This is a genomic window from Dyella sp. 01L423 (genome assembly GCF_056399945.1).
In genome coordinates this window covers 779,080-805,684 of record NZ_JBFTSI010000002.1, presented here as the reverse complement: position 1 = coordinate 805,684, position 26,605 = coordinate 779,080, and the positions used below count along the sequence as shown (strand labels likewise).

Sequence of the window (26,605 nt, the reverse complement as noted above, 5' to 3'; positions counted from 1 at the left end):
ACCCTGATAATGTCACTGCTTTACCAGTATGCGCGCAGGGGTAAGTTAGATCCAACACTCATCCTTGGAGACTTCCCTTGCGCATATTCCTGACCGGCGCGACCGGCTTTATCGGCTCCCGCATCGTGCCGGAGCTGCTCGCCGCCGGGCATCGCGTTCTTGGCATGACACGATCGGATGAGGGTGCCCATGCCCTCGCCTCCGTCGGTGCCGACGTGCATCGCGGCCACCTTGAAGATCTGGACAGTCTGCGCAGTGGCGCGGCGAAGGCGGACGCCGTGATCCACACCGCGTTCGATCACGATTTCTCCAACTTCGTCGCCAACTGTGAAAAAGATCGACAGGCCATCAAGGCCATGGGCTCGGCGCTGGCGGGCTCTGGCCGCCAGCTGCTAATCACGTCGGGAACGGGCATGGGAACGGCCAAGCCAGGCAAGCCTGCGACCGAGGAGGCCTTCAATACAGAACACCCCAACCCCCGATCAGCATCGGAGATCGCGGGGGCGGAAATGCTCGCGGAGGGTGTCGCCGTGTCGGTCGTGCGCCTTCCGCAGGTGCATGACACGGTGAAGCAAGGCCTTATCAGTCCGTTGATCGCTATTGCACGTGCCAAAGGCGTCTCGGCTTATATCGGCGAAGGGCTCAATCGTTGGCCCGCAGCGCATGTGCTCGACGTGGCACGGCTTTATCGGCTTGCGATCGAGAAATGCAAACCGGGTGCGCGCTATCACGCTGTTGCTGAAGAGGGTATTCGTGTTCGCGATATTGCCGAAGTGATCGGCGCGGGCCTGGGTGTGCCCGTCACGTCCATTTCGCCGAGTGACGCCGGTGATCATTTCGGATGGCTGGCCGGATTTGTCGGCATGGATCTACTGGCGTCGAGTGCGTGGACACGCGAAGTTCTGGAATGGCTTCCGAGCGGCCCAAGCCTGCTGGACGATCTCAGCCGGATGGACTATTCCGCCGATCGCTGAGAGGCCGGGCTCCTCGAGTGTCCCCTAGGCAATGGTGTCCGTCAGCGACCGAGTGGAGGATGGATCTGCCATGCCGAAGATCCACCCTCTACCGCCCCTGGATGCTGTTTTCTTACGCTTTGCGGTAACGAGGCGCAGGCGTGCCGGTCTGGGTTGCGGCGAACAGTGCGGCACGTGCGGCGTCGTACTTGGTCCATAGGCTTTCATCGGCGACGGACGGCCAGGTAAATGCCTCACCCTTGTCCAGGCCTGTAAGCGCGGCGTCAACGCAATCTTCGGCACTCATGATGGTCTCCTGGCGAAGAGCGGAAAGCGGCACCCCGGAAACGCCTTCCGACCAGATTTCCGTGGCCGTTGATGCTGGCAGAACAACTTGGACTTTCACGCCTGTGTTTGCCAACTCCTCCTGCAGCCCCCGACTGAAGGCAAGCACATACGCCTTGGTGCCGCTGTATACCGCGCTGATCGCCAGGGAATGGACGGCCAGCACAGAGGCGACATTGATGATCGTCCCGCTATCGCGTGATACGAACCTTGGCAGAACCGCCTGCGTCAAACGAGTGAGCGCCGTGATATTGAGCGAAACCTGCGCCCGTGTATCGTCAAAGGATGAGTCCACCAGCGGACGCAGCCGAGCCAGGCCTGCGTTGTTGACCAGCAGCTCTACGCTTGCGTCGTCGATGAGCACTTTCTCGATCTTGGCGACATCCGCGTCTTTCTCAAGATCGGCGGCCACCACCTCAACGTTGACGCCATGAGTCTTTGACAGCGTCTGCGAGAGCGCGACCAAACGATCAGCGCGGCGCGCCACCAAAATCAAATCGTAGCCGCGAGCAGCCAGTCGATCGGCATAGACGGCGCCGATGCCGGACGATGCGCCGGTGACTAATGCCTTCTTTCTGGATGAGGTCATAATCTCGTTCTCCGCTGAATTAGCTTGAGTGCTCAAGCAAGTTGTTGAGGGCTCAACTATATAGAGGTACAATCGGGACTTGTCAATGGTTCGGTGCTCAACCATTCTCCTGTTATGACCAAGAAGACCAGCAAACCCATCAAGACCAGCGCGCACGGGAATCGCAGCAAAGCGAAGAGTGTTCTCGAAAATCTCGCATGCACGAATACGGCGCTAAGACGAGCGGCCCGGCGCTTGGGCAATCTGTACGACGATGCGCTCGCCCCCCTCGGACTTAAGGCGACGCAGTTGGGGCTATTGGCTGATATAGAGCGACTGATGACTGCCCATGACGGGCAGGAACCCACTCTTCAGGATTTGGCGACCAAGCTGGCGATTCAAATTTCCGCCCTGACGCATGCCCTCAAGCCCCTTATCCGGGATGGCCTGGTTGAGCTGTTACCAGACGAGCAGGACAAGCGCACCAAACGCGCCGCCTTGACCCCTGCCGGGAGCAAGTTATTGCACCGGGCCACTGAGCGCTGGGCCGTAGCCAACCAGCGTGTCGAAGATGTGCTTGGTAAAGATTCAGCAGCTACCTTGAGAGCTCTAGCTGACTACGTAGCCTCTGATGACTTCCTGGCAGCCTATGGCGAGGATCACGTCATAGATAGCTAGCTGCCCGGCCTCCGCACCGTGTCCTGTGTTCGCTCGGGTTTTGGGGCGAGCATTAGATGGACTTGAACACGGCAAATGCGCCCTTTTTCCACGCTTTGCTTGAGAAAGCGACTGGATATCCTCACTGCGCCGTGGCCGCGATAACTTGCCCTAATCGATGCGAATTAGCGGCGGCAATAAACTGAGTGCGCCCTACCCTTGCAATTGTCTAGGTCCGTTATGGGTCGCAAACAGACCTACCAGCATTGGACGGGGGATGGTGGCCAGGCGGGAGAGAGCGACTGGTAATAGTCGCCGCGGCCCATTCCATATCGCTGATAGTGGTTCGCTCTTCCCTGCTTTTTTTGACAAGACGCCCCGCGACCAGCCGTGACTCGGCAACCACAACTCATGGCATATGGCATTCCGGCGGCCCGCGCCTACGATCCTGGAAAACCGTCGTGTGCTTCACCGCCAGCCATCCCCACTTCCCCGATACCGAGTTCCCCATGCGTCGAGCTCTTACCTTTGGCCTGTTACTGGCCCTTGCCTCCTCCTCGGTCGTTGCCGAAACGCAGTGGACGCCGTTCCAGCTGCGTGAGGTGTCTGGCATCCGTCCCTTTGTGGACGTGCGCATCAACCAGGTGCCGTTTTCCTTCATGGTACATGCCAATGCGGGGTTCTACGCCATGACCACCCATGCCAATGCGGAACAGGCCGGGGTCGGGCCGCTGCAGTCCAGTGGGCATTACGGCATTACCGCGCCCGGCCAGGTAAGCAACCAGGGTGTGGCTACGACGACGGTAAAGACGTTGCAGGTGGGCGATGACGTGGTGAAGGACGCGCCGCTCAAGGTGTTTGAGGCGCCGCAGAAGCAGACCATGCAGGGCATGTTGGGCATGGGCTGGTTGCGTGCGCGGCGGGTGCTGGTGGATTTTGATCAGCACCGCATCGGCATTCCGCATTCGTCGGCCGACACCGCGCAGGAACGCCAGCGCTTGCTGGCTGCGGGCTATGTCGCGCACGCCATGCAATGGAACGCCGCCACCAACGAATACGAAGTGCAGGTGGCGCTCAACGATGCGAGCGCCAATTTTGTGGTCTCCACGGTGGCCAATTTCTATATCGATGACCACACGGCCAAGCGCGCCAACATCACCCTTGGCAAGGTAGTGGATACCTATGGCGGGCCCACCGGCACCACCGGCAAGGCATACGCAGCGGCCAGTGCGCTATCGCTGAGCATTGAAGGTCAGGCGGTGAAAGTGCCCGACAACACCCGGGTGCTGGATCTGTATGACTACGAAGCCACTCCGCGACCAGCGTCGCCGGCGGATCAGATCGGCGGTTTTCTGGGTGCCGATGTGATGCTGGCGAATCATGCGGTGATCGATTTTGGGGATGGAGTGTTGTATTTGAAGCCGTGACTTGGGGTTGGTTTGGTTGGCAACGCCGCTTGGCTTATTCAACCCGGATGGGCTGCGACTTTGTCGGCCATCTTTCGGGGCTTGGTTTTGTCCGGTGACTGGGGCTGGACGCTACAGCGAGCAGAATCTGGCGGGCGTCATCCATGGCCGCGAGCCTAGGACGATCAAGTCTCAGAAGATGATATTGACTGCGCGCAGGGTCGAGGCGTCCGGAGCGGCTGCAAAACCACACCTCGGAAATGAAGTCTGGCCGCGATAACCAGCCCTAATCAGCCTGCCCTATGGATTGCCCATGGGGCGCTGCGACTCCCATGCGGTGAGCCACGATGCGTCACTTCCTGCCCATCGGCTTTATTAGCATGGCGCCCTGGAGCTCTCTCGATTATTGGCATGTAACGGGCAGCCCATCGATCACATGCTGAATATCGGCAGCAGCCTGCCCGGGCATCTCGCCTTCGCTATGGCACACATGAAGAATGGCTATCCGTGCGTTACGGCGAAGGCCAGTGCATTGCCATGCGCGCACATCGTCCAACGGCAGCCTTGCGTAGACAACGGCAGTGCAGCTGTCGGCTACTCGTTGTTTCAGATCCGCGCCGGGCGCCTCCTTGGATACAGAGACCAAGGCCGGGTCAAAGTAACTCTCCGGGAACGCGTGAGCATAGGCTTCTGAGTCCAACACGCCACTGTAAGCGCCAATGTGTAGCGCGATAGGTTGCGTACAGCTGGCGCGTTCCACGGCCGCATTCACTATGTGGCTGATGTCGTGCCGGAGGCTTTCAGGGTACGAATCTTCTCCGTCGCCTGCTGACAACAGAGGCAAACGTGCAATAACCGCCATCCGCGGCAAGTCATGGGCAAGCGAAGGTTGGCAGTGTCCACGCAGGGTCGCCGCGATGAGGAAGATCACATCGTTGGCGATGTTCTCGTTTGCCTGCATACGCGCGCCCACTCGAGCAGCCTCAGGGCTGGTGACTACGACCGGCACTGTAGAACGCCCCAAGGAAGCAGCGGCAGGCACCTCGGAAAGCGATGACGTGGAGGCGGCCTTCTGAACATCCCACCTGATGACGAAGACCCCGAGAGCAACTGCTGCAGCGGCAAGTCCCACGGCGAGTACCCAGCGCCTCATCGCGTCGCGGGCGACCAGCTCGGAGAGGGATCGGGCAAGCTTTGCCATACCAAGGGGCCGCGGACCAGTTCGTCGTCGGTGAGCAAGCAGGCATCGAGCTCGGCGCGCACCTCAGCCTCAGGCAAATCAGCGCCAATCAAGACCAGCTCCTGGCGGCGATCGCCATAAAGCGGATGCCGCACGTTGAGCCAGGAGCTGGATACTGCTCATTCGAAGGCCTGGCGAAGCCGCTCAGAGTCCGAGTCATTTTCGTGATACGCGCCAAGCGACGCATCTGCCATGCCATAGGCGGAGGCCGCCATCGCATTTTGCGTAACCTCGGTGTGTAACACGCCCCGAAGCGTGAGCGGGTCATACAGGCTGGGCGTGTCGATGCCTTTGGCGAGCTTCACATGGATAAGCATATTCGGCGGCGGTGGCGGCACATGGATGCAGGCCCCGTAGAACGGCACGAAGAAAAACTCCACCATCTTGCCGTCGTTGTCAGACTCCAGCGGCACGACATAGCCCGACAGCTTGACCTTCTGGTTGTTGAGCGCCTCCACCGTGTGCAGCGTGCCGACTTGCTTCATGCGTTGGTTGCCGACATGCAGTACCGGCGGCGCGTTCTCCAAGGTCTTGATGTCTTCGGGCGGAACCATGTGGCTCCAATCAAGATCTGCGTATCCGTTTTCGTCACGCAGGCCAAGCAACGACGAATCCGGCGTGGCCACTGCCTTGGGCGAGCCGTGCGCGGCGTCAAACGCTCGGGCTGCTTCGATGCCGCTAACTTGTGCTTCGGTACGTGCGGCACGATTAACATCGGCTACCGCTTGTGCAGAGGCGATTGCCGATGTCGTAGCACTGGCCGGTGAGGGAGAGCTCGCGTCATTGGTCCCGCCGCACGCTGAGAGAGCAACGACCCATAGGGCAATCAAGAGAACATGAGCTTTCATCAGAGGCGTACCTGAAGGCCGTCGGCGAGCGAACGGCGATAAGCAATCCAACCCGGGATGCACCCGGCCAGTGAACCCAAGGCAAGCACGATCACGAGCAGCAGCCATTCACCCGGCGCCGGGCTCTGGTCGATGACCAGGCCGGCAGTAGCCAGGAGATAGTTGTGGGCAACGGCCGTGGTGGCATCAAGCAAAAGAACGCCTGCGATCATGCCGGCGACCGTCAAGAGCGTGCTTTCCATCACCAGCAATGCAAACACGGTGCGGGTGGATGCGCCGACGGCGCGCAACACGGCCATCTCCCGGCGTCGTTCACCAAGCATCCCCAGTAGTGCCGTAAGCATCCCGGACATGCCCACGAGCAGGACCATCGCACTTACCACGCGCAAAGCGCTTTCGGCCGTGCCGACCAGATGCCACAACTCACCCAATGCCACCCCGGGCAGCACGGCCAGCAAGGGCTCTTCGGGGTAGTCATTGATGGCGCTTTGAACCGCGAACGCGGAGAGACGCGAATGCAGGCCCACCAGTGTCGCGGTGATGGCCTTGGGAGTCAGGTCCATGTGACGAGCTTGCTCCGCCGATGCTTCCATGCCCGGCAACCGGATGCCCGAGTGCCAATCGACATGGATGGCCTCGATGGCCTCCAGGCTCACGGCAATCGATGCGTCTACGGGTGTACCGGTCGGCGCCAGGACACCGCTTACGCGAAACGGCTTGTCCGCATGAGTCGCCAGGTTGGCTCCGCCCAGGCCGTGCGACAGGACGATCCGGTCACCGACGTTGTAATGCAACTGGCGCGCCACCTCTGAACCAATGACCGCGTCGTACAGATCTGAAAAGGGCTGGCCACTGGCAAAGACCAATGGGTTGCCGCGCCCATAATGGTAGTGGACGAAAAAGTCGCTGCTCGTCCCGGTAACGCGAAATCCTCGATGTGAATCTCCGAGCGAAAGCGGCACCGTCCAGGCTACTTCTGGCATCGCCCGGATGTCCTGATAGCTCTTCCAGGTGATGTTGTTGGTGGCCTCACCCACATGGAAGATCGAATAAAGCAGCAAGGTAACCGGGCCGCTGCGCGCGCCCACCAGGAGATCCGTTCCCGACACGGTGCTGGCGAATCCAAGCCGGGCGTCGGTCCGCACGCGTTCGACGCCGAGCAACAGAAAAACGCTCAATGCCACGGTGAAGACGGTCAGCGCAACACCGGCTTTGCGCTGGCGCATGCTCTTGAGCGTCAAGGAAAGCAGCCTCATGATTCAGACTCCACGGGCACGCTGGCCAACGCAACGGTGCGGTCAAAATGGCGGGCTAGCACGAGGTCATGACTGACGAACACCACGCCAGTACCGTAGATCCCGCACTCTTCCAGCAGCAATTTCAGGAAGGCATCGCGACTCGATGCGTCCAGCGCGGAGGTCGGCTCATCGGCCAGCAATAGCTCGGGGCCACCAATGAGCGCCCGCGCCGCAGCCACGCGCTGCTGTTGCCCCACACTGAGTTCACCTGTCTTTGCCCGCGACCACACGTGTTCGCCAAGACCCAGCGAGGAGAGAAGCCGTTGAGCTTCCACCGCCATTCGCGCACGGGTACCACCGGCGCGCTTTTTGCGTTCGGCCGACCAGGCGCAACCCAGCAATACATTCTCTATCGGCGAGAGGAACGGCAGAAGGTTGAACTGCTGAAAGATGTAGCCCAGGTGATTCGCGCGAAAGCGATCGCGGGCCGCTGCCGAAATCGAACTGAACGACGTCTCGAGTATCAGGACATCGCCTGAGGACGGCGCAAGCACGCCAGCGAGCAACCCTAAAAGCGTGCTCTTGCCGCTGCCGCTTGGCCCATGGAGGAATAGCGATTCGCCACGCCCTACCGATAGATCCTCCAAGGCCAGTGCATGACCGCCTTCGGGCCAGCAATGACGAAGCGCGCGCGTTCGCAATAAAGGCTGCGCCGTGCTCATTGCTGGATGTCGATCCGCGTGGTCGTGCCGTCGAGGGTCTGCTGGTTGCTTCCGGCCGCCGTGATCAGATTGACGACGACTTTTTGAACAGCGGGAAATGCGGATATCAGGCGGACATCAAGATGGTCAAGCTGGCCTGGCGCATCGCACGTGTAGTGGTAGATCGCATCGAAATCCGCGTGACCGCCAGGTTCCGCAGCACCGCCAAATCCGTGCGGAGACACCTTGGCCGAGGCGAGCGTGCAGTGCGCCGCCGCAGGCAGGACGAACCAGGTCGGCTGGTTGAGCGTGGCGGTCGCCTTGTCCACGGCAGCGCGTTCGGCGGGCGAGCCCGGCGGGTGCTCAAAGCCAACGGCATCGTGTCCCGGCAGGCTGGCAGCCACATCCATCTCGCGGGCGTCGATCGACACATTGAGGCTGGCCTGTCCGTGGACATGAGGGCCGAGATGGCGCTCTTGCGCCGCGGCGACCGTCGAAGCCAGCAACAGCAGAGAAGAGAGAACCGACATGGACGCTTTCATGAATCCTGTCTCGCAATGTTATGTTATAACATACCTTACACGACACTCACCGGTTCCCGCCAGCCTTCTTCCGTGGCATGTGCCATCAGGCATGGTGGTAACAGGCGCTACAACACGACTGCTCGAGACCTCGCCGGTGTCCGGCGCCTAGACGCGGTGAAGCCAAACGTCCTTGGGGTAAGAACCTCAGGCTTCAGTGAACTTCATCAAGCGCCCTGAGTTGGCGATCACGACGAATGCGCCCACGTTCTGCAGCACCGCGGCAGCCAAGGCGCCGTTGGCCGACCACCCGCCGGTGATCGCGACGATGATCAAGGCCAGGGTCCAGGCTGCGCTCAGCCCAAGGTTCACCCGAAGCGTGCGCCGCGTGCGACGTGCAAGCCTGAGCGCGGTAGCAACGCGCGAAAAATCATCACCGGTCAGCACGATGTCTGCCGAGGCCAGGGCGATATCACTGCCCTGCCCGCCCATCGCCATACCAACCAACCCTGCCCGCAAGGCCAGTGCGTCGTTGATGCCGTCACCGACGACCAGTGGCTTTCCGCCGTCGGCCACTACCGATTGCACGAAAGCCAGTTTGTCGGGAGGCAACGCACCCGCTACGACTTCCTCCAGCCCCACCAGGGTGGCCACGCGGTCAGCTTCCGCCTGACGGTCGCCAGTCAACAAGGCTTGCCGGTTTAAACCTAGCCCGTGAAGCGCGATCAGCGTCTCGGCGACGCGATCACGCACTTCGTCGGCAAGGCAGACCCAGCCCAACAATTGCCCCGCTTCCGCTACGGCAGCCACGGGACCGTCATGACGCGGGGGTTCTTGTACCAGCACGCCATGTCGCGCCAACAGCGACTCGCGCCCCAGCAGTACATCGCCGAAGGCGCTTCGCGCGCGCATGCCGAACCCTGCCTCTTCTTGTACGTCATCAAGCATGGCCGGCTCAGCAGCCAGATGGGCAATCGCACGTCCCACCGGATGGCTGCTGGCGCTGCCCAGTGCAGTCGCTACCGCCTCCAATCGCGTGGCATTGGCGCCTTCCGCGGGTTGCAAGCGCACCACGCGCAGGCGCCCGGTAGTGACGGTGCCAGTCTTGTCGACGACCAGCGCGTCGGCTTCGGCCAATCGCTCGAACACCACGCTGCTCTTCACCAGCACGCCATGCCGAGCCGCCACACTCACTGCGGCAAGCGCGGTCGAAGGGGCTGCCAAAACCATCGCCGAGGGACAGGCGGCGACGAGCAACGCCAATACGGCTCCTGTGTTCTGCGTGGTGAACCAAAGCATCAGCGCGATCAGGAGTACCAGAACGAGGTAGCGTCCGGCATAGCGCTCCAGCAGCCGGGTAATCGGCGGCTTGCTGCGCTCGGCGTCTTGCATGAGCGCGACCACACGCCCCAGCGCCGACTGCGATCCTACGCGCGACACCTGCACATGAAGCAATCCGTTGAGGCTCAGTGAACTACCGAGCACCGTATCGCCACGCGCGACTTCGACCGGCAGGGATTCGCCGGTAAGCGATGCCGTATCGATGCTGGCCGTGCCCGACAGCACCACACCATCGGCGGCCACCCGATCGCCCGGGCGCACTTCGATGACGTCGCCGGCCACCAACGATTCAACAGGTACGACGAACACTTCGTCGCCAAGGACCCGCCGTGCCGTGGTCGCTGTCAGAGCCGAGAGCGCCTCCACCGCTTCGCGTGTTCCCAGCAAGGAGCGGTCTTCTAGCATCTGCCCGACCAGCATGATGACCGGCAACAGTGTGGCCGTGACAAAGTTCGCCGAAATAAGGCATGCAAGGATCGCCAGTGCGACCAGCTGGTCGACCACTCCGTGCAGGTCCGGCTGGTTGAGGCTACGAATGGCGGCCGCGAACGCAGGCCCGGCCACCAGCAAGGCCGCGATGGCTTGAAGCAACGCCACTTCCACCGTCCGCGAGGGCGCCAGCGCGGATAGCGCAAACGAAAACATCAGGATGCCTGCGGCGAGGAGCACGGCAACGATGCGCAGGCGCCAACGGTGACGCTCGGTGCCAGTCAGCAGCAGCGTGCCAGCATCGGCGGAGGTGACGCTCATGGGCTTGCTCCGAAAATGAAGGTATGCGCCTGCGAAGTGACCGGCACGGTTTCGATCTTCCCCGCGATGTCGAACAACGATTTGATGCGATCGCGATAGGTTTGCTCAACGATCGTGCGCCGGTCGAGCGACGGGTCACGCCCCAACGACAGGACGAGCGCGGAGCGCGCCTCGGCGGTGTGGATCGACTCTTCCGCACGCGCATGCGCTTCGTCGATGAGCGTTTGGCGTCCTTGCTCGGCGATCTGGCGCCGGGTTTCCGCCGTGGTGCGCGCATCGGCGAGCGATCGCTCGGCCTGCTGCTCCACGGTCAGTACGGTGTCGAAGGACTCTTTGGCGCCGCCAGGGATGGAAGGGACCACATCGATCCGCGCGACCTGGATACCGATGCTTGAGCCTTGGCCCGACGCTTGACGGAGCCGCTGGTTCACCGCTTGCACCAGTTCTGCTGCAAACCGTTCCCGTTGGGCAACCAGATGGAGCGCGCCGGCGGCTTCGGGACGAGCAACGAGGATGCCGTCGAGCGACCGGCGGGCACACAGTTGGACCGCCGCTGCAATCAGGGCGCGCCGAAGCATCGGTTCGATGTGATCGCCCGCCGTGATGTATGCCACCGGATCATCGATCTGGTAGAACAACATGGCGCGCAGATGCACCACTGCACCATCGCCGGTCAGGAAAAACCAGGTGTTGTCGCGCGCGTTATCCGATGCGATGAATCCTTGGCCGGGGGCACCGGCCATGCGCTCGTCCAAGGGCGATCGGCTTTCCAGCGCTTCAGGTGCGAACTGCACCTGTCGCCCCTGCGAAGGCAAGAGGACGACGGAGTCGATGGGCGATGGCCAGGTGAGCAGCAAGCCGGGCCCAGCCGTCCGAACGACTTGCCCAAACCGCATGACAACGGCCCGATTTTCCGGAGGCACGCGCTGGATGCCGCGCACCAGCCACATGCCCGCCAACGCAGCCACCAGCGCAAACAGCAGCCGAAACGACCAGGTCAAGGTCTCGGCAAGAATCGTAGGGCGCGCCGCTGTCATGGATTTTTCTTCCCCGCACCCGGCGTGGGGCCATCGACCAGCATGCGAAACGGTGCCGCGTCGGTACGCAACACGATTCGCGTCCCAGGGCCCACGGCCGCATCCATCGTGTCGAAGGATCGAAGGATCGTGTAGAGCTTGGGGTCGGTGGCGTAGGCTTGCTGGTAGATCGCCGTCGATTTGGTTTGCGCGTCGGCTTCGATGGACGCCGCTTCCGCCTTGGCGCTGGCCAAGGTGATGCGTGCATCGCGCTCGGCTTCGGAAACGATCTGCGATGCCTGGCGCTGGCCTTCCGCCGAGCGCTGTGCTGCCACGGTATCTCGCTCGGCCTTCATGCGTTGAATGGTGGCTTGCAAGGCCTCGGTGGAGAGCGTCAGTCGTTCTATGCCCACTTGGCGGATCTCAGTGCCATACACGCGCTGCGCCTGATCACCGATTAGGCGGCGCAGTCGGGATTCAAGGTCGTCGATTCGCACCTTGGCCGGATCCGTATTCACCAACTGCGCCAGGTCAAAACTGCTCGTGGTGATTTCAAGCGAAGAAGCCATCAGGCTGCGCAGCTGCGACGCCGCCACGTCGGGGTCGTTTTGCACCGAGCGCAAGAACAGCTCTGCCGCATCGGCGCGCGCGGGCACCGACCAGACCACATACGCCTGCACGAGCACGCGCAGACCGTCGCGCGTCCCGACGTCCTGCAAGCCACTGGAGGTGGTTCGCAAGCGCAGGTCGATGGGCGTGGTCGATTCGATCGGAACAGGCCACTTAAGCGATGCGCCCGGCGCCAGCAGCACACGAACAGGACGTCCGAAACGAGTGACCACGACACCCTCGCCGGGACTGACGATGACCAGGCAAGCCGAAGTCAAAGCAAGGATCAGAATGATGATGGCGACCGTCCAACGCACAGTGCGGGATCGCGTCGAGGCGGCGGATGATTCGATGATGCTCAAGGGGTTCCCCCGGTTCCAGCCGCGACGGGGCGAAGGTCCAGCGTGGCCTTTTCGCTGTCTAGGCGATGATCGATGATGGTCAAATGTGCGCGACCGAGCGCGCTACCGACGTGGGTCAACCACGACTCAAAGACAAAGACATCCGGCCCTGCACGCTCGCTCTTCGTGCTGGCCTGGAAGGTCGTCAGCGTCGCTTGCGCCGCAGCGAGTTGCTCGCTCGCGTCAGCGCGAGCCAGGGTCACCGCGTGCACGGCGTCCTGAGCTGCCGTACCTCGCACTGCGTACGCGCGCGCCTGGCTTTGGAAGCGCGTCGCGTCGCTGATCACGCCGGCAGCCTGCACATAGTGATAAGCGGCGGCCGCACCGCTGGGCGGATGGATGGCTTCGACCACGACATTGATGACCGAAATTCCGGCATGCAGCGCGGCAATGCGCGCTTGCAAGTCCTGCCGGAAGCGCTCAACGAACTGCGCACGATTCTCGCCGAGCAGTTCATCCAACGTGGACGATGAAAAATGCGACACGAGCAACCGCCCTGCCGTGGCGCGGATGAGCGATGCCGGCTCCATCGCCCCATACACGGCCGCCATCGCCCCGTCCGCATCGTCCGAGGCGCGAAACACGACACGAAGATCGACGTTGACGATCTGGAAGCCCTCTCGATCGCCCGAACGGCTGGCGATGAGGTAGCTCGCTTCGCCGGGATGGGAGCCATCCCACAGGCGATCGGCCGTGGGGCCCGGGATGGCTTCGGCACCCATGGCTCCTTCGGCATCCGAGGCGCCCGCGCTGGCGAGCTCCGCAAGCAATCGGCCGCCCGGTTTAGCCGAGAACACGATGGGCAGTTGATGGACGACACCCAGTTCGACCGGTCGTGCGCGCCCGATGGGCCACGGCCAGTGGACATGAATGCCTGGACCCTCTACCGCAACGGGCACGCCCAATCGCTCGATGACGGCCCGCTCCGTCACGCCCAACACCGTCACGGCCGTCGACAACCAGGCCAAGAGGAGCACGAACAGCGCAACCGGCGGAGCCGCGCGCACCATGAAGGCCAACACCCAGCTTCGTGCGAGGTCGATGCCATAGGCGTTGCGCAGCCACAGGGCCGCTCTTCCGGCCCGCGGCCAGCCCCATCGCAGAAGCGAAGGCGACCAGGGCAACGCGGGATTTTGGCGTGTGGCAAACGGACCCAAGGGCAAGAACACTTGGCCAACGGAGCGCAGGATCGCTTCGATGGTCGCCACCGCGAGAATGGTCGCTACGGCATACAGGAGTGTGTTGGCCCATAGATACCCTTGTGCCGCGAAGAGCGTGGCGCCACCGCCCAGCAGTGCAGTAACCAGCGGCACCCGAACAAGCACGTCCATGCCGGGTCCTGACGAGACAGGGTGTGCGTTCGCGACGCGCTGGAGAAAAACCAGCGGAATGGTGGCCGCCAAAAGCACGATCGCGCCCCACAGCGGTGGCTGGTGAACAGCCCAGCCCGGTGCTCGCAGGAAGCTCACGGTCGCATCGAGCACCAAGCCGTTGCCCAGCACAGTGACAGCGCCAGGTGCCCAATCACCCGCCCAATCGATCCTTTCGAATCGCGCCCGGAGGCGACGCTCCAACAGCATCGCTTTGGCCAATGGCGGGAACCCAGGAAGCTTGGGATGGACCGTCGCCTGCACGGCTTTGATCCACGGCTCTTTGCGTCGACGCACGCGACTCACCCATGCCTCTGCGGCCAATCCCGTTGCCGAGAAGAGCAGCGCCAACCCGATCAGCCCTAATGCGGGCGCGGGCAGCGCGAGGGCAATCATGGCGAGAACAAAGGCCCCAGTCGCAGCAACTGCATAGATCCACGGCGCGACGATGCGTCCGATTCGGATGTCCTGCCTCATTGCGCGTCCACGCCAGAGAAACAAGGCCTTGAAGGCGACTTATTGGCGAAAAACCGCGAAGGTGTGAGAGGTGATGGCATGGCAATGATCGGCGTGGCGACGCGTGAACGTTATGTTATAACGTACCGATCAAGCAAGTTGCTATTTCTTGCGTCTCAGGACGGCTTTCTCGCAAAAAAACACGCCGACGCTCGCTGTTGCGAAGCTAGTTTCAGTTGGCCCTCCCTGCTCGCAGCAGAGCAAACAGCCTTGGTATCGGGCTCAAGGGCAAATGGACTGCGGCAAGGGGCACCCATCAAGGCGGCATTTCCCCAGCAGAACTGGAGTCGAGCAATTGCGAGGCGTGACAGCGCCTGCATAGCATCGGCTTCGGGCCAAAACTAGTTGGTCGCCAACGCAAGCAATCGCGAAGAGTGAGGGCGATCCCGCTAGGCTGAGCAACTACATCCACATTCCTGGCAAGCTCCCAGCATTACCCTCGATAACCAACCCTAATCGCTTAGCCCCAAGACGCCATCCACGCGGCCATCGAGAACCCCGTATTGGCCAACGTCAGCGCAACCGCAACCCGAATGCCGTACGACCATTGCCCCTTTGCGAATGCCACGGCACATTTCCAGATGCCGTTGACGACAACAGCAATGGCTACGCAAAAAACCGCACGTCGCATGTCGATCTGATGTGTGGATACGGCTTGGGCCACCGCTGCGGCAGCTGCATGTACATCCGCCAGGCCTGAGAACACCATCATCCATGGAAGGCTCGCCGCGCCAAGGTTGGCTCTGACGAGGGCAATGACGAACATGACGGCCGCCAATAAACCCACGAGGCGAAGAACTGAAGCCAGCTGGAAGGGTTTCGTCTCAATGAGCTCGTTGTCTTCGCCCGGGGTTGTGAAGGACTTCCCGCTGACAGCCAGGCCCGACAGGATGGTGATCACGGCTGCCACAACCAGTGGCGCAGCGATCTTGTGCAGCAAAGGGAGAGAGGCGGAACCAACGACGGCAGCGAGTTGAATGATCGTCCCGACGTTGGACATGATGGCTGCGCTGGCGACAGAAGGCATCCCCGCGGGGTTCAGCCTGGCCCGCTCCGCCATGGTCAGGACGGTTGCGGTGCTGGAAACAAAACCACTCGCGAGGCCAGCGATGGCGAGGCCGAATCGGGTGCCGAAAACTCTCAGCGCCAGGTAGCCAAGCGTGGCGATGCTCATGATGGCGACGGCGAGCACCCAGAGGCGGCGGGGATTGATTGCGTCCCAGGGATCGATGGCGTGGTCGGGAAGAAGAGGAAGCACGACAAACGCCGCCGCCAGCAGCGTCAACAGGTCTTGCAGCTCTGCCTCACTAAGCCATTGGCGGCAGATGGCATGCAGCTTGTGCTTGCTGGCGAGGAGTATGGCAACGACAACGCCGATCGCGCCGGCAGTTTTAGGGGACGACAACGCCAAGCCTCCCAGCAGGAAGGTAAGCAGCATCGCTATTTCTGTCGTAAGGCCAGGATCATCTCGGCGACTGCGCACATAGCTGACGACTATCGCCAGCGATATGAAGATGCCCGCGATATACAGCCCAACCTTCCCCATCATTCCAGCAACAGCGCCGGTCAGACCGAGAATGGCAAAGGTCCGCACCCCGGCGGCGGCTCGCGTGGGCCCTTCCCCTTTGCTGCGCTCCCGCTCGATCCCAATCAAAAGTCCAATGGCTAAACCAACGCTCGGGCCAAGCGCTTGCGCCATGACATCTCGGACGAGGGACTCGAGCATCGGCGACATGGCAATGAGCCGTTGTGGAGAACGTATCGGCTTGATCCATGTCTGGCCAAGCGTTCTCTGAGTAAACGATGGTCAGGGCATGGTCACAGAAAAGAAAGCAGCAGACGCTTCGATCTGCGCATCGTCCATTTTTGATGCAACCTCGGTCATCGATCCCGGCTTGGGCGTTGCGGCTCGGGCCCTTGCCTGGAATTCGCGAATCCGTGTGATCAAAAATGTCTTTGGCTGGCCCGCAATGGACGGGAAGCGCGCGCCGTTACCTTGCCCTGATGGGCCATGGCAACTAGAGCAAGCGGCAACACCATTCGTGCCTCCGCTTTCGGCAAGCCGCCTGCCAGCCGAAATCATCTCCGCCGAGGGAATATTCTGGGCTTGCGCGAGCGGTGGATGTTGCCCCGAAAAATACGTTGCAAGCGCGTGCATGTCGTCCTCGGAGAGCCTTTGTGCAACCGGTTGCATGACGACGCTGGTTCGAGTCCCGTCCTTGAACATCGACAGGGCGTGCGCGAGGTAGTCCGGATTCAAGCCAGCCAGGCGAGGCGCGCCCACTGCGTCGGAACCCGCCCCGTGATCGCCGTGACAGCTCACACACAAGGCGACGGGAGGTGCCTGGGCCGCCAAGATCGTGGTAGCGGATGACGTGGCTGATGGTCCGGCTATGGCAAGTGCTGGCAGCAAAGCGAGCAGGATGCAAAGGGCGACGACTCGACTTAGTGGGCCAGAGGGCGATTCGTCCTTGTCTGGCCGAGTGTGCGGGAACGCCAGATGTCGCCAAACATGGGGAGTAGGCATTGTTCTGCACTACATGAAAGCGGAGTGCCGACGATACACCGCCTACCTGTTTCGATGCCGCGCATGCGCATCGTTATCGTTTGTGCCTTCATCGCGCTCGCCAGGGATGCAATGTGACGACTAGTTGCGGTCGTGCCCGCTGAGGCACGGAAACAAGCGGCACGCAGCGATCGACGATTTCACCATGCCCTTTCAACGAGAGTCCGGTGTTCATAGGCAAAAGCGGTCCAGCGTTGATTGCCCTCAGTGCTGCATCAGTACGGGGATCTCCGCATGCTGCAAGATGTGCTGGGTCGCGCCTCCCAGTACCCGCTCTCTGACACGAGCATGTCCGTAGGCACCCATGACCAAGCAGTCGGCAGACAGTCGTCGAGCTGTTCGCATCAACTCCGGGCCGGAGTTCAGTGGACTCGCGTATAGCGGAATCTCACTGACGCTCACGCCATGTGAGCGCAAATAGATCGTCGGATCAAATAGTGGCTGGCGGTCCTCCTTCTCCAAGGCCAGCGCCCCGTCTTTGAGGACAATCACCTGATCCGCCGCGGCAGCCAACGGAAGTGCGGCGTGCACGGCACGAATCGATTCGATGCCGCCGTTCCAGCCCACAACTATCCGAGTGAAAGTCATAGGTTTGTCCCAGCCAGGCGGGAGTACCAGACATGGCGCCCGGCAGGTCAGCAAGGCCTCACCGAGCACGTCAAGCATGCTTGCTTCCTCGGCAAGATCGCGCTCGAGAATGATGAGATCGTGCCACGCACCCAGTGCCCGCATGGTTTTTGCGGGTGCCACTTGCGTGCTCTGCCAGGACACGTGCTTGACGCCGCGCGCGTGGGCAAAGGCAGCAAAGGCATCGTAGTCATCGCGTTCGAGACGGTGCGCGTCCATCAGCAACGCCATGACGGTAGGTTCGTCATCGATACCACGCAATGATCGAAGCGAGGGGTCGATATAGCAGCCGGTCAGGTGGGCATTGAATTTCGCCGCAATATCCACGCCGGCAAAGGCAGCCGGACTCCACGGTCCGGCAGCCGTCACGAGTGCCATAACGTCTGCATACCCCCTGCCTGTTGCCGCTACTGGATTTGACTCACAGTGCTGGTCATAACTCAAAGGCATCTTCATCGTTCGTCTCCGTGGATTCACGCCAGAGCGATCGAGTGGACGACAAGCGTGCTGTCGCCCGGATCCGGGCGGCGAGAGAATCCCAGGTACGACGCAAGATCACGCATCGCCTGGTTGTCTGACGCGTCCACGGAAAACATGTGCGTGAATCCCTTCCGCCGGGCGATATCGATCAGATGCCGCATGAGCAGGACACCCAGGCCCCTTCCCTGCCAATCGTCGGCGACGGTGACGGCACACTCGCAGTGCCTGGCATCGCAGGTTGCGCTATAGCGACTCACGCCGATCTCACGTAGCTGGCCGTCTTCGTGTACGAGCGCCACAAAGGCCATCCGATCCTGGTAGTCGATGTCCATCAGGCGATCAAGAGTCGCGGTGTCGACGTCGCGGAAATCTCCCAGAAAACGCATCCGCCGCGCTTTGTGAGAAAGGCGTTCGATGAACGCCAGCTCGCGGTCCCGATCTTGCTGGACAAGAGGTCGGATGAGCACGGGGGTTCCATCCCTCAGAGGCTCGATCCAGTTGTCTCCTTCGAGTGCCTCAAGGAACGGCAGGAACGGCTTGGCGATATCCGCGGGCGAATGAGTCTGGGTAGGCATGACGATGACCCCGGCGATGCAGATCGTCCAGCCATGTCCCGTTGACCTTCACGATCGTTGCGTGTTTGGCATCCAGCGCACCATCGTTTTACGCGCTCGCCGGAAGGCTCAAATTGACTGACGTCAATTAGCGGCAGGCTGGAGTGCCTTCTTCGAACCTGAGTCGCTCTGGACAGGGCGGCATAGCTGGTCAAGCAGGTCTGGCCGGAGGATCGTAACGGCCTTCCGACGCACCTCCAGAATGCCCGCCTCCTCAAACCGCGTGAACAGTCGGCTGACTGTCTCGACGACCAGACCCAGGTAGCTGGCAATGTCATGGCGAGACATGGAGAGCATCAGATGACCGCCATCCCGATGCAGCGCGGTATATCGGTCCGCCAGACTTTCCAAAAAGATCGCGAGGCGCACCTGTGCCTGCTGCTGGCCCATAGTCACCAAATGCTGGTGCTCCTGAACCACTTCGCGACTGATCACGCGAAGTAGCTGCCGCTGCAGTGCCGGAATCTCGCGAGTGACGTGCTCCAACTGCGCGAAAGGCAGCTCACAGATGCTCGTCCTCTCCAGCGCTTCGGCCTGGCTCGCATGGCGGCCGGAGGCAAGCGCATCGACACCCACGATCTCGCCCGGCAAATGAAAACCGATGACCTGCTGCGTCGCATCCTCACCCAGCACGAAGGTCTTGAGCGTCCCGGACCGGACCACAAACAGCGAGTGAAAGGCATCGCCTGCCCTGTACAGCGCACGCCCTCGTTCAAGAACGCGCTTGTCTCGTACGGTGGCGTCCAGACGGGCGAGATCATCGCCGCTGATACCTGCGGGCAAACACAGTTCCTGAAGCCCGCAACTGGCGCAGCTTCGACGGAGCTGGCTGATATCGATCAAATCGGCGACAGGCGGCATATGGCCCGTCCCTCAAGGTCTGGGCGTGTGATTCGATGCTATCACGGGCCAGCGATCCGGGCGGTCCGAGCGCTTTTGTGACGATATGACGACGGCCTCAGGCATCAGCACCACAGCCTCGCCGCAATTGACTGGCGTCAAAAACCCCATGGGTGCCAGGAGACAAAGTGTGCGTGCAATCTCGGCGGTTGCCCAGGCTCGGATCCTGGCTCCGTGAGAGCAAGCACTCCCTCATGCCAGCTCCGGAGCATTCGTCATGTTCAAACGTATTCTGTTGCCCACCGACGGTTCCGATCTTTCACTGCGCGCCGTCGATCTCGGCATCGACCTGGCAAGGCAGCTGGGTGCCACTGTCTTCGTGTTTCATGCCATGGAACCCTTCAGCTCAGTCCCCTATTTCTCGGAAATGATGATTTTTCCGGAGGATGCCTACGAGAAGGAAGTCAACGAGAAAGCAGGCTACTTCCTCGAACAAACAAGGCAGCGAGCAGAGGCCGCGAAGGTACTTTGGGAAGGATCGTTCGAATACGCTCATCGCCCGCATGAAGCCATCGACCGTATCGCTCGCGAGCAGAGGTGCGACCTCATTGTGATGGGTTCCCATGGTCGCTCGGGGATGGATCGCCTGCTACTGGGTAGCGAAACCAACAAACTACTTCTGAGTACGGAAGTGCCTGTCCTTGTGTGTCATTGAGGTCAATTATCGGCCACCAGTGCACTACCCAATGTGGTGGCTATGTCACTGCCCCAGTTCGCTCCTATGGGGCGGGTGCCCCGTGGAAATTGAGCATACTCTCGAGCCTGTCGGCGACCCAATCCTGCTCGTGAGCGGGCGCACCATCGAGAACGGTGTCCGCCTCGCCCGCAAAGGCAGGCCAGAAGTCGGCGGGATCGGGGTGCGCATCGAGCAGGCCTGGAAGGTGGGCCTCAATGCGGTTCAGAGCTTTCTGGAGTTGGGCGCGAGTATCCATGGCGGAAACCTATCCCGCGTCGTTCTCACCGGCTGAGACAGGCAATCCCTGGCGATAGCGTCGACGCGTTGGCCGTGCTGTCACGGGAGCGCATCGAAACGCCTGCCCGAGAACATCCACTTGCGAGACAGGCAGTGGTGGCGGATCAAGGTCGAGTGCCTATGGGGCAAAGCCGGACCTTTCGAAACGCAAGCTTGTCGGGCTGACCAAGGACGCTGCGGAATCCTAGGCGCCTGTGGCTATCACAGTCTCCTATGCGGGCCAGGACGGAACGCCCAAGCCATTCGCGCCCTGATTGTTCGAACAAGACGCATCAGGTCCGGCTTGCTCTTGTCGCCACTCGCTTTCACCAACTCAGCGTTCGTTCTCCGTCCCCAGCTCAAGACGATTTGATCACGTCCCATTTCAGACAATACAGGCCGCTTCCGAAGGTTTATGGTGTTCGAAGGGGCGGCCAATTGTGTGTGCGGGACGATACGGCCTCGCTTGCTGCAATGCAGGGATCTGTCCAATCGCAGAGAGCGATCGCCGGCCCAAAGACCGATTCCGCAGCGGCGGCAAAGTCTGTGTTGGTTAAGACCCTGCGATAGCCCCATCACATAAGGAGCCAACATGATCGATCCAGACGCTCTTATGGATAACGAATGCGCCTCTAAATCAAGGCGTGAAGCGATTGGCCAACTCGCTTTCTTCGGCTCCGCGATGGCTATATTGTCTGGGCGGGCTGCGGCCCAGAATGGCGCCGGCTCTGGAAGCTATAGCAACGCCGCGGTCGCTTTGGTAGGCCAGGTCGCTCCTTCGAGTTCTGAGGTTGAGCTCGAAAAAGCGGTTAAAATTGCCCGCGCCATGCGCGCCGGTCCCGCGCAAATCACGCGCGATGCAACCGTGGCGGAAATGGATCATCGCGGCAACATGACCGTGCTTCGTCAGGGTAGCAACGGCTGGGTCTGCACGCCGGGCAATGAAAACAAAGTGGGGGACCCACCCATGTGCGCCGATGCGTTGGCGTTGCAATGGTTCAACGACATTTTGGCGGGCCGCCCTGCCCCTACCATCAAAACACCAGGCCTTTGCTACATGCTCTGCGGAGCCACGCAGCACAGCAACGATTCCGTCCTCGACAAGACCAGTCCGGCGATTCCCATTGGGCCGCACTGGATGGTGCTTTGGCCCTTTGATGCCAAGCACTGCGGCCTTCCCACGACGGTCCGAGATGCCGGCGCCTGGATCATGTTCGCCGGCACCCCGTATGCCTATCTTCACATCTGTGGCACGCCTTGGATTGGAAACGAATACACGACGGGTACCGAACCAAGGCGGACAATGCAATACGTCCCAACCAGAACTGACTCCCGTTAGTTCCACGAGTAGCCTGCTACGCCAGTCTAGTGGTTGAGAACGCCGGCGCCCTGCCGAACGCGTTGCCATCAATTGACGGAAGAAATCTCCTTCTTGCCCGCCTCGGGCACAACGGTGCTTCTCGGCCAACCGCCACCCAGCGCCCGGAAGATGGCCACCGCTGCACGGGCATCTTCCGCATGGAGGATTAGCAATGCCGTGCGAAATTCCTTGCCCCTTTCGGTGAGGACTTATTTTTGGCGTAGCGAAAGAGGCGTCGAAACCAACGGCTCCACTGCTATCCGAAAGAGCTATCCCGGAGCCTGGCCGACTTCGCCCCGTGGCTGCCCTTGCGCACATGTTCGTGCACGCACTTGCCCGCCTGCCTGCTCTTGGACTGCACCACCTGTTTCTGTATCAGCGCGCGATTGGATGTAGACGCCGACCTTACCGAAGGCGATACACATGGCATAGGGCACATCCGCGCCTGTGCCCGCTGATAAGAAAGTAAGGTCCGTGCAGGGCTCCCATCGGCGACCATTGCAAGCGCCAATGCCCCGTCCGCTCAGAGAGCTCGTTTTGATATGGGGCACCCGTAGCGATGGAGAAAGTGCAAATGGGACGAAAAAAAATGCGTATCAACCAAAAGTTTGATTCGTGGCACTCACGCTGACTTGATCTATCCATAGGAGCGCTTTGTAGCGGGTGTGCAGCGACTCGAAGGCCATTCATGGCCATCTGATGTCTTAACCATTTGAAGCATGACCGAACTATAAGAATGAGATCCGGATAGGCGCCTGGCTGATCAAACGGCGCCCGGCCCGCCATGCTGCATGTGACGACACGTTGTCGCCCGGCGCTGGTTCGGGATCACGCGATCCACAGTCGAAACCCCAAGCGAACGAGCAGTACATGCAGAAACCAGACGCCCCCTTCCCCGCTCCCGGACAATCGGCGGGATCCTCTCCTATTGATCTGAAGCGCTCCCTAAGTTTCGCCGACCTGCTCATCCATGGCCTGATCTTCATCGGCCCGCTCGCTCCCTTCGCCATCTATGGCTACTTGTCCAGCGTCTCTAAGGGCATGGCGGTGCTGGCCTACATCGTCGGCGCGCTGGCAATGTCGTTCACCGCGTACAGCTATAAGCTGCTGTCTGCCGATTTTCCGTTGGCAGGCTCGGTCTACGCCTATGCACGTCGGGCCATCGGTGAGAAGACCGGTTTCGTGGCCGGCTGGATGCTTGTTCTCGATTACCTGCTGATGCCCGCCGTGGTCTACCTGGCCGCCGCCAATGCATTGCATGACATCGTGCCCTCGATACCGCGCTGGAGCATGGTGGTGGGCTTCATCGCCATCGGCACTGTGGTCAATTTCATCGGCGTGGAGGTGACCGCGGCGATGAACAAGATACTCCTTGCGGTGCAGTTGGCGCTCCTGGCGGTTTTCCTCGTGTTGGGTGCGTATGCGCTTTCTCACGGAGCTGGCGCGGGACATTTAACGATGAAACCGTTGTACCGCCCCGAGGCCTTCAGTGTCGGCCTGGTCTTCGCGGCTGTGTCGCTGTCCGCTACTTCGTTCCTGGGGTTCGATGCGATCTCCACCCTCGCCGAAGAGGTGCGGGGAGATAGCCGGCGCATCGTCGGCCGAGCCACGATTGCCTCGCTGCTGCTCGCCGCCGTGCTGTTCGTCGCTCAGACCTGGATCGCGACCGACCTTGCCAACGGCAGGAGCTTCGCCTCACCCGATACGGCAATGTATGAAGTGGCCGCGATCGCCGGCGGCAAGGCTTTCGGCTCGCTCACAGCTTGTTTGTGCGCGGTGATGTTCGGCCTTACTTCGGCGGGCGTGGTGCAGGCCTCCATTTCCAGGCTGTTGTTCGCCATGGCCCGCGACGGGCGGATGCCTGCGTTCATGGCCACGGTGCACCCGAAGTTCAAGACTCCCTACGGCAGCCTGCTGTTTGTGGCGGCAGCGTCCATCGCCATTTCGATGGTCTTCCTCAACCACTTCGATGTGATCGCCATCCTGATCAATTTCGGCGCCATTACGGGCTTCCTCATTCTCCATGTCACGGTGGTGGTTCACTTCGTGGGGCGGCGAGGTTCCCGCGCTTACTTTCGACATCTGGTATGCCCGGCCATGGGCTTCGCCATCCTGGCCTACGTTCTGTACTACATGGAACGGGCCGCCTGGGAAATCGGCTTGTGCTGGCTTGCCGTGGGCGCGATCAGCTACGCCATCTTCCTGCGCAAACGTCCCCCTCTCCGGTCGCCGGCTGTCGAACCGTGCTGAGCTGACACCGCGCGCCAGCAACTTGCCCTTTCCGTGATCGCAAAGACGTACCCCATGTCCAAACCCGACACCATCAAATCCAACGATCAATTCATCGCCCTCAGCACGTTCGTGTGCAGCGCCATACCGGACAGCGAAGTCTTCGACAAGGACGGCATAGCCGTGCGCTGGACGTGCAGCGATCTCATATTTTTCAACGCGGTGTATCTCAACGAAGGTATCGCGGACACCGATGTACTCCGGCAGCGTCTCCGCACCGTGGCGCAATACATGCGCCTGAAGGCGCAACCTGGATTGTTCCTGCTTTGCGAAGACTACGTCGCGGAAGGCGCGCGATCAGACTTGGAGGCCGCCATCGCAGACGCCGGCCTGGCTCCCGTGCTCAACGCGACTGGCATGACGGGTGAACTTTTGCCGTTCGCGCAAGCGACCGAGCACCACGGTCTGCACTTCGAGCGCGTCGGTAGCGAGCAAGCCCTCAACCACTTCACCGCGGTCAACGAAGCGGCCTACGCGGCGGCACCCGAATCGTACTTCGCGGCCTTCCGGCAAAGCATGCCGCTGTGGACGGAGCGTTCCCATTCCTACCTCGCTTATCACCAAGGCAAACCGGTTTCGACCGCATCGGTGATCGAAAGCGATGGCGAACTCTACCTGGCGCTCGTGGCGACCCACCCTGAGGCGCAACGTCTCGGTTTTGGCGAAGCCATCGTGCGCCACGTCCTGGAGGTTGCCCACCACGCCTCGGGCTTGCGGCAGACCAGCTTGCACGCCACTCAGGCCGGGTTTGCGGTGTACCAGCGCATGGGCTACCGGCCGGTAACACGCTTCCTTGGCTACAGCCTCGGCCAGGCTGCGGCGGTGGATTGAGCCAGCCAGTCGAAAAGCTCTTGGCGGCAGGTGTCGGCCAAGAGCCTTGGTGAAGAGTGGTGATCGATGAAGAATCGATATGTGCGGCTGGCTCCGCTGAGGGAATGCGAATGCCGCGCTGGCTTCTTGGCCTGAATGTAGGCAATGCGCAACGGCTGAAGCATGCCCGAGCGCTTGTCTTGCCCTGCGAACCTTCGCTCCGATAGCGATGGAGGCGCGGAGGTAAGGTCGTACGGCAATTTCGAATTCGTCGCCTTCGCCTCGATCAAGGGTCAACAAAATGAATGCTAACTAAGCACGATAAGCCTCGATGTGTAACCGTCGGCCTCCACTGCCGAACTCATCTCACTTATGGCGTGAGCAACGCGCCCTGCACTTTCCTGCGGACTGCGCTTGCCTTTACGCCATAAGGCCGGACCGAAAAAGCGGCTGCACATGCGCGTGGAGGCTGATTGCTTAGCTGACACGCCCGTGTTTTCACAATCAAGAACGCAAAGGCTCGTGAATATGATGCGTAAGTTTTCGTCGTGCTTAATTGCTTTGGCAACAGTCTGTGCAACGAGTGGAGTTGCGCAAGCTGCCGTCGATAGCTATCAGCTGGAGATCCAGCAGTGGCAGCAGCAACGGATTGAAAAGCTGAAGTCCCCTCAAAGCTGGCTTAGTGTTACCAACTCTGAAGTTGTGCGACCAGGTACAAGCCGCATTGGATCAGGGGCGGACCAAGACATTGTGTTGCCATCGGGCCCGTCGCATCTCGGCGACCTTACTTATGCTGACAATGGCTCTATTAGTCTGGCATTGGTGAATGGCAGCCATGCCACGATCGATCACTCGCCTTCAGGGCAAGGCAGCATCGAACCATTTCATATAAATGGTTTGTATTTTTTTCCCGATGGAACTTTGCAGCTGGATCCCGTGAAAGGCAGCAAGACGCCTACGACGATCCATGCCAGTACGGAAACGCTGAAAATTTATTCCTACGAGGGCGACTATAACAAAGGCGAAAAACGGCTCATTGTTACCGACACCCAGGCTCCAAAGCTCGTCAATTTTAAAGGCCTCGATTATTTCCCGATCGACTCCGCCTGGAAAATCACTGCGGACTGGGAGCCTCTGAAAGAGCCTCGCGAAGTCGACGTGGCTTACATACAAGGCTCCGTTCAAAAAGTCCAGATCAAGAGCAAGGCGGTATTCTTTCGAGATGGAAGGCGTTACGAACTCATGCCCTATATGGAGTCGGACGACGAGGTATTGTTTGTCTTTGCGGACCGCACTTCGGGGAAGGAGACTTATGGCGGCGCGCGCTTCTTGCTGACCCCTGCGGCCAAAGATGGAAAAATCGTCTTGGATTTCAACAAGGCCGTCAATCCTCCTTGCGCGTTCATTCCGTTCCCGAATTGCCCTATAGCAATGCCCGAGAATCGCCTGACGTTGCGTATAAACGCGGGCGAAAAAAAGGTGCGCGAAGATATCTGATTTGCGCTGTGCCGTTGCCTCGGCAGGCGC

Annotated in this window: 25 protein-coding genes; 9 read left to right on the top strand and 16 right to left on the bottom strand. The window is 60.9% G+C overall.

Going from position 1 to position 26,605, the window contains the following annotated elements:
* The first annotated feature begins 77 nt into the window (after positions 1-77).
* A complete protein-coding gene (locus AC1DMY_RS10200) occupies positions 78-974 on the top strand; it encodes an SDR family oxidoreductase (RefSeq protein WP_477164833.1) in 897 nt (298 codons plus the stop codon).
* Positions 975-1,086: 112 nt separating this feature from the next.
* Here AC1DMY_RS10200 and AC1DMY_RS10195 read toward each other — a convergent pair whose 3' ends face one another.
* Positions 1,087-1,887, bottom strand: a complete 801-nt coding sequence (locus tag AC1DMY_RS10195; protein ID WP_477164832.1) for an SDR family NAD(P)-dependent oxidoreductase — start codon at positions 1,885-1,887, stop codon at positions 1,087-1,089.
* 114 nt (positions 1,888-2,001) lie between these two features.
* Between AC1DMY_RS10195 and AC1DMY_RS10190 the strand changes: the two genes are divergently transcribed.
* Positions 2,002-2,544 carry a MarR family winged helix-turn-helix transcriptional regulator gene (locus AC1DMY_RS10190; protein WP_477164831.1) on the top strand — a complete coding sequence of 181 codons (543 nt, stop codon included), beginning with the start codon at positions 2,002-2,004 and terminating at the stop codon, positions 2,542-2,544.
* 488 nt (positions 2,545-3,032) lie between these two features.
* The gene (locus AC1DMY_RS10185) at positions 3,033-3,950 is read left to right on the top strand and encodes a retroviral-like aspartic protease family protein (RefSeq protein WP_477164830.1); all 918 of its coding nucleotides are present in this window, start codon (positions 3,033-3,035) and stop codon (positions 3,948-3,950) included.
* A gap of 382 nt (positions 3,951-4,332) precedes the next feature.
* On the opposite strand, the gene AC1DMY_RS10180 is transcribed toward AC1DMY_RS10185, so the two are convergent.
* From AC1DMY_RS10180 to AC1DMY_RS10110, 15 genes are all read right to left on the bottom strand, one after another.
* Positions 4,333-5,130 carry a hypothetical protein gene (locus tag AC1DMY_RS10180; RefSeq protein WP_477164829.1) on the bottom strand — a complete coding sequence of 266 codons (798 nt, stop codon included), beginning with the start codon at positions 5,128-5,130 and terminating at the stop codon, positions 4,333-4,335.
* On the bottom strand, positions 5,079-5,264 hold the full coding sequence (locus tag AC1DMY_RS10175) for a GTP-binding protein (RefSeq protein WP_477164828.1): 186 nt from the start codon (positions 5,262-5,264) through the stop codon (positions 5,079-5,081). Before AC1DMY_RS10175 ends, AC1DMY_RS10180 begins: the two co-directional genes overlap by 52 nt.
* Positions 5,265-5,288: 24 nt before the next feature.
* Entirely contained in the window at positions 5,289-6,017 is a 729-nt protein-coding gene (locus AC1DMY_RS10170; RefSeq protein WP_477164827.1) for a DUF3299 domain-containing protein, read from the bottom strand.
* Positions 6,017-7,273, bottom strand: a complete 1,257-nt coding sequence (locus AC1DMY_RS10165) for an ABC transporter permease (protein WP_477164826.1) — start codon at positions 7,271-7,273, stop codon at positions 6,017-6,019. The genes AC1DMY_RS10170 and AC1DMY_RS10165 overlap by 1 nt, the downstream gene beginning before the upstream one ends.
* Positions 7,270-7,977: an ABC transporter ATP-binding protein gene (locus AC1DMY_RS10160; protein WP_477164825.1), complete on the bottom strand. Its 708-nt coding sequence runs from the start codon at positions 7,975-7,977 to the stop codon at positions 7,270-7,272. The genes AC1DMY_RS10165 and AC1DMY_RS10160 overlap by 4 nt, the downstream gene beginning before the upstream one ends.
* Positions 7,974-8,486 (bottom strand): ZrgA family zinc uptake protein, encoded by a 513-nt coding sequence (locus tag AC1DMY_RS10155; RefSeq protein ID WP_477164824.1) that lies wholly within the window; start codon positions 8,484-8,486, stop codon positions 7,974-7,976. Before AC1DMY_RS10155 ends, AC1DMY_RS10160 begins: the two co-directional genes overlap by 4 nt.
* 198 nt (positions 8,487-8,684) lie before the next feature.
* On the bottom strand, positions 8,685-10,568 hold the full coding sequence (locus AC1DMY_RS10150; protein ID WP_477164823.1) for a heavy metal translocating P-type ATPase: 1,884 nt from the start codon (positions 10,566-10,568) through the stop codon (positions 8,685-8,687).
* Positions 10,565-11,605: an SPFH domain-containing protein gene (locus AC1DMY_RS10145; protein ID WP_477164822.1), complete on the bottom strand. Its 1,041-nt coding sequence runs from the start codon at positions 11,603-11,605 to the stop codon at positions 10,565-10,567. Before AC1DMY_RS10145 ends, AC1DMY_RS10150 begins: the two co-directional genes overlap by 4 nt.
* Positions 11,602-12,555, bottom strand: a complete 954-nt coding sequence (hflC, locus tag AC1DMY_RS10140; protein WP_477164821.1) for a protease modulator HflC — start codon at positions 12,553-12,555, stop codon at positions 11,602-11,604. Before hflC ends, AC1DMY_RS10145 begins: the two co-directional genes overlap by 4 nt.
* Entirely contained in the window at positions 12,552-14,441 is a 1,890-nt protein-coding gene (locus AC1DMY_RS10135; protein ID WP_477164820.1) for an SPFH domain-containing protein, read from the bottom strand. The genes hflC and AC1DMY_RS10135 overlap by 4 nt, the downstream gene beginning before the upstream one ends.
* A gap of 499 nt (positions 14,442-14,940) precedes the next feature.
* Positions 14,941-16,215, bottom strand: coding sequence for an MgtC/SapB family protein (locus AC1DMY_RS10130; protein ID WP_477164819.1), 1,275 nt, complete (start codon positions 16,213-16,215; stop codon positions 14,941-14,943).
* A 72-nt stretch (positions 16,216-16,287) separates the two neighbouring features.
* Positions 16,288-17,007 (bottom strand): c-type cytochrome, encoded by a 720-nt coding sequence (locus tag AC1DMY_RS10125; RefSeq protein WP_477164818.1) that lies wholly within the window; start codon positions 17,005-17,007, stop codon positions 16,288-16,290.
* A gap of 243 nt (positions 17,008-17,250) precedes the next feature.
* Positions 17,251-18,051, bottom strand: a complete 801-nt coding sequence (locus AC1DMY_RS10120) for a universal stress protein (protein WP_477164817.1) — start codon at positions 18,049-18,051, stop codon at positions 17,251-17,253.
* A gap of 95 nt (positions 18,052-18,146) precedes the next feature.
* Positions 18,147-18,728: an N-acetyltransferase family protein gene (locus tag AC1DMY_RS10115; protein WP_477164816.1), complete on the bottom strand. Its 582-nt coding sequence runs from the start codon at positions 18,726-18,728 to the stop codon at positions 18,147-18,149.
* A 123-nt stretch (positions 18,729-18,851) separates the two neighbouring features.
* Positions 18,852-19,628 carry a helix-turn-helix domain-containing protein gene (locus AC1DMY_RS10110; RefSeq protein WP_477164815.1) on the bottom strand — a complete coding sequence of 259 codons (777 nt, stop codon included), beginning with the start codon at positions 19,626-19,628 and terminating at the stop codon, positions 18,852-18,854.
* Positions 19,629-19,884: 256 nt separating this feature from the next.
* On the opposite strand from AC1DMY_RS10110, the gene AC1DMY_RS10105 reads away from it, so the two are divergent.
* The 6 genes from AC1DMY_RS10105 (at position 19,885) to AC1DMY_RS10080 (ending at position 26,575) form a co-directional block, all read left to right on the top strand.
* Positions 19,885-20,322, top strand: coding sequence for a universal stress protein (locus tag AC1DMY_RS10105; protein ID WP_477164814.1), 438 nt, complete (start codon positions 19,885-19,887; stop codon positions 20,320-20,322).
* 82 nt (positions 20,323-20,404) lie between these two features.
* Positions 20,405-20,635 (top strand): hypothetical protein, encoded by a 231-nt coding sequence (locus AC1DMY_RS10100; protein ID WP_477164813.1) that lies wholly within the window; start codon positions 20,405-20,407, stop codon positions 20,633-20,635.
* A 576-nt stretch (positions 20,636-21,211) separates the two neighbouring features.
* Complete coding sequence (locus tag AC1DMY_RS10095) at positions 21,212-21,958, top strand: hypothetical protein (RefSeq protein ID WP_477164812.1); 747 nt, start codon at positions 21,212-21,214, stop codon at positions 21,956-21,958.
* An 891-nt stretch (positions 21,959-22,849) separates the two neighbouring features.
* Positions 22,850-24,229 (top strand): APC family permease, encoded by a 1,380-nt coding sequence (locus tag AC1DMY_RS10090; protein ID WP_477164811.1) that lies wholly within the window; start codon positions 22,850-22,852, stop codon positions 24,227-24,229.
* Positions 24,230-24,283: 54 nt separating this feature from the next.
* Entirely contained in the window at positions 24,284-25,099 is an 816-nt protein-coding gene (locus AC1DMY_RS10085) for a GNAT family N-acetyltransferase (protein WP_477164810.1), read from the top strand.
* Positions 25,100-25,606: 507 nt separating this feature from the next.
* On the top strand, positions 25,607-26,575 hold the full coding sequence (locus tag AC1DMY_RS10080) for a DUF1684 domain-containing protein (RefSeq protein ID WP_477165011.1): 969 nt from the start codon (positions 25,607-25,609) through the stop codon (positions 26,573-26,575).
* The last annotated feature ends 30 nt before the right edge of the window (positions 26,576-26,605 follow it).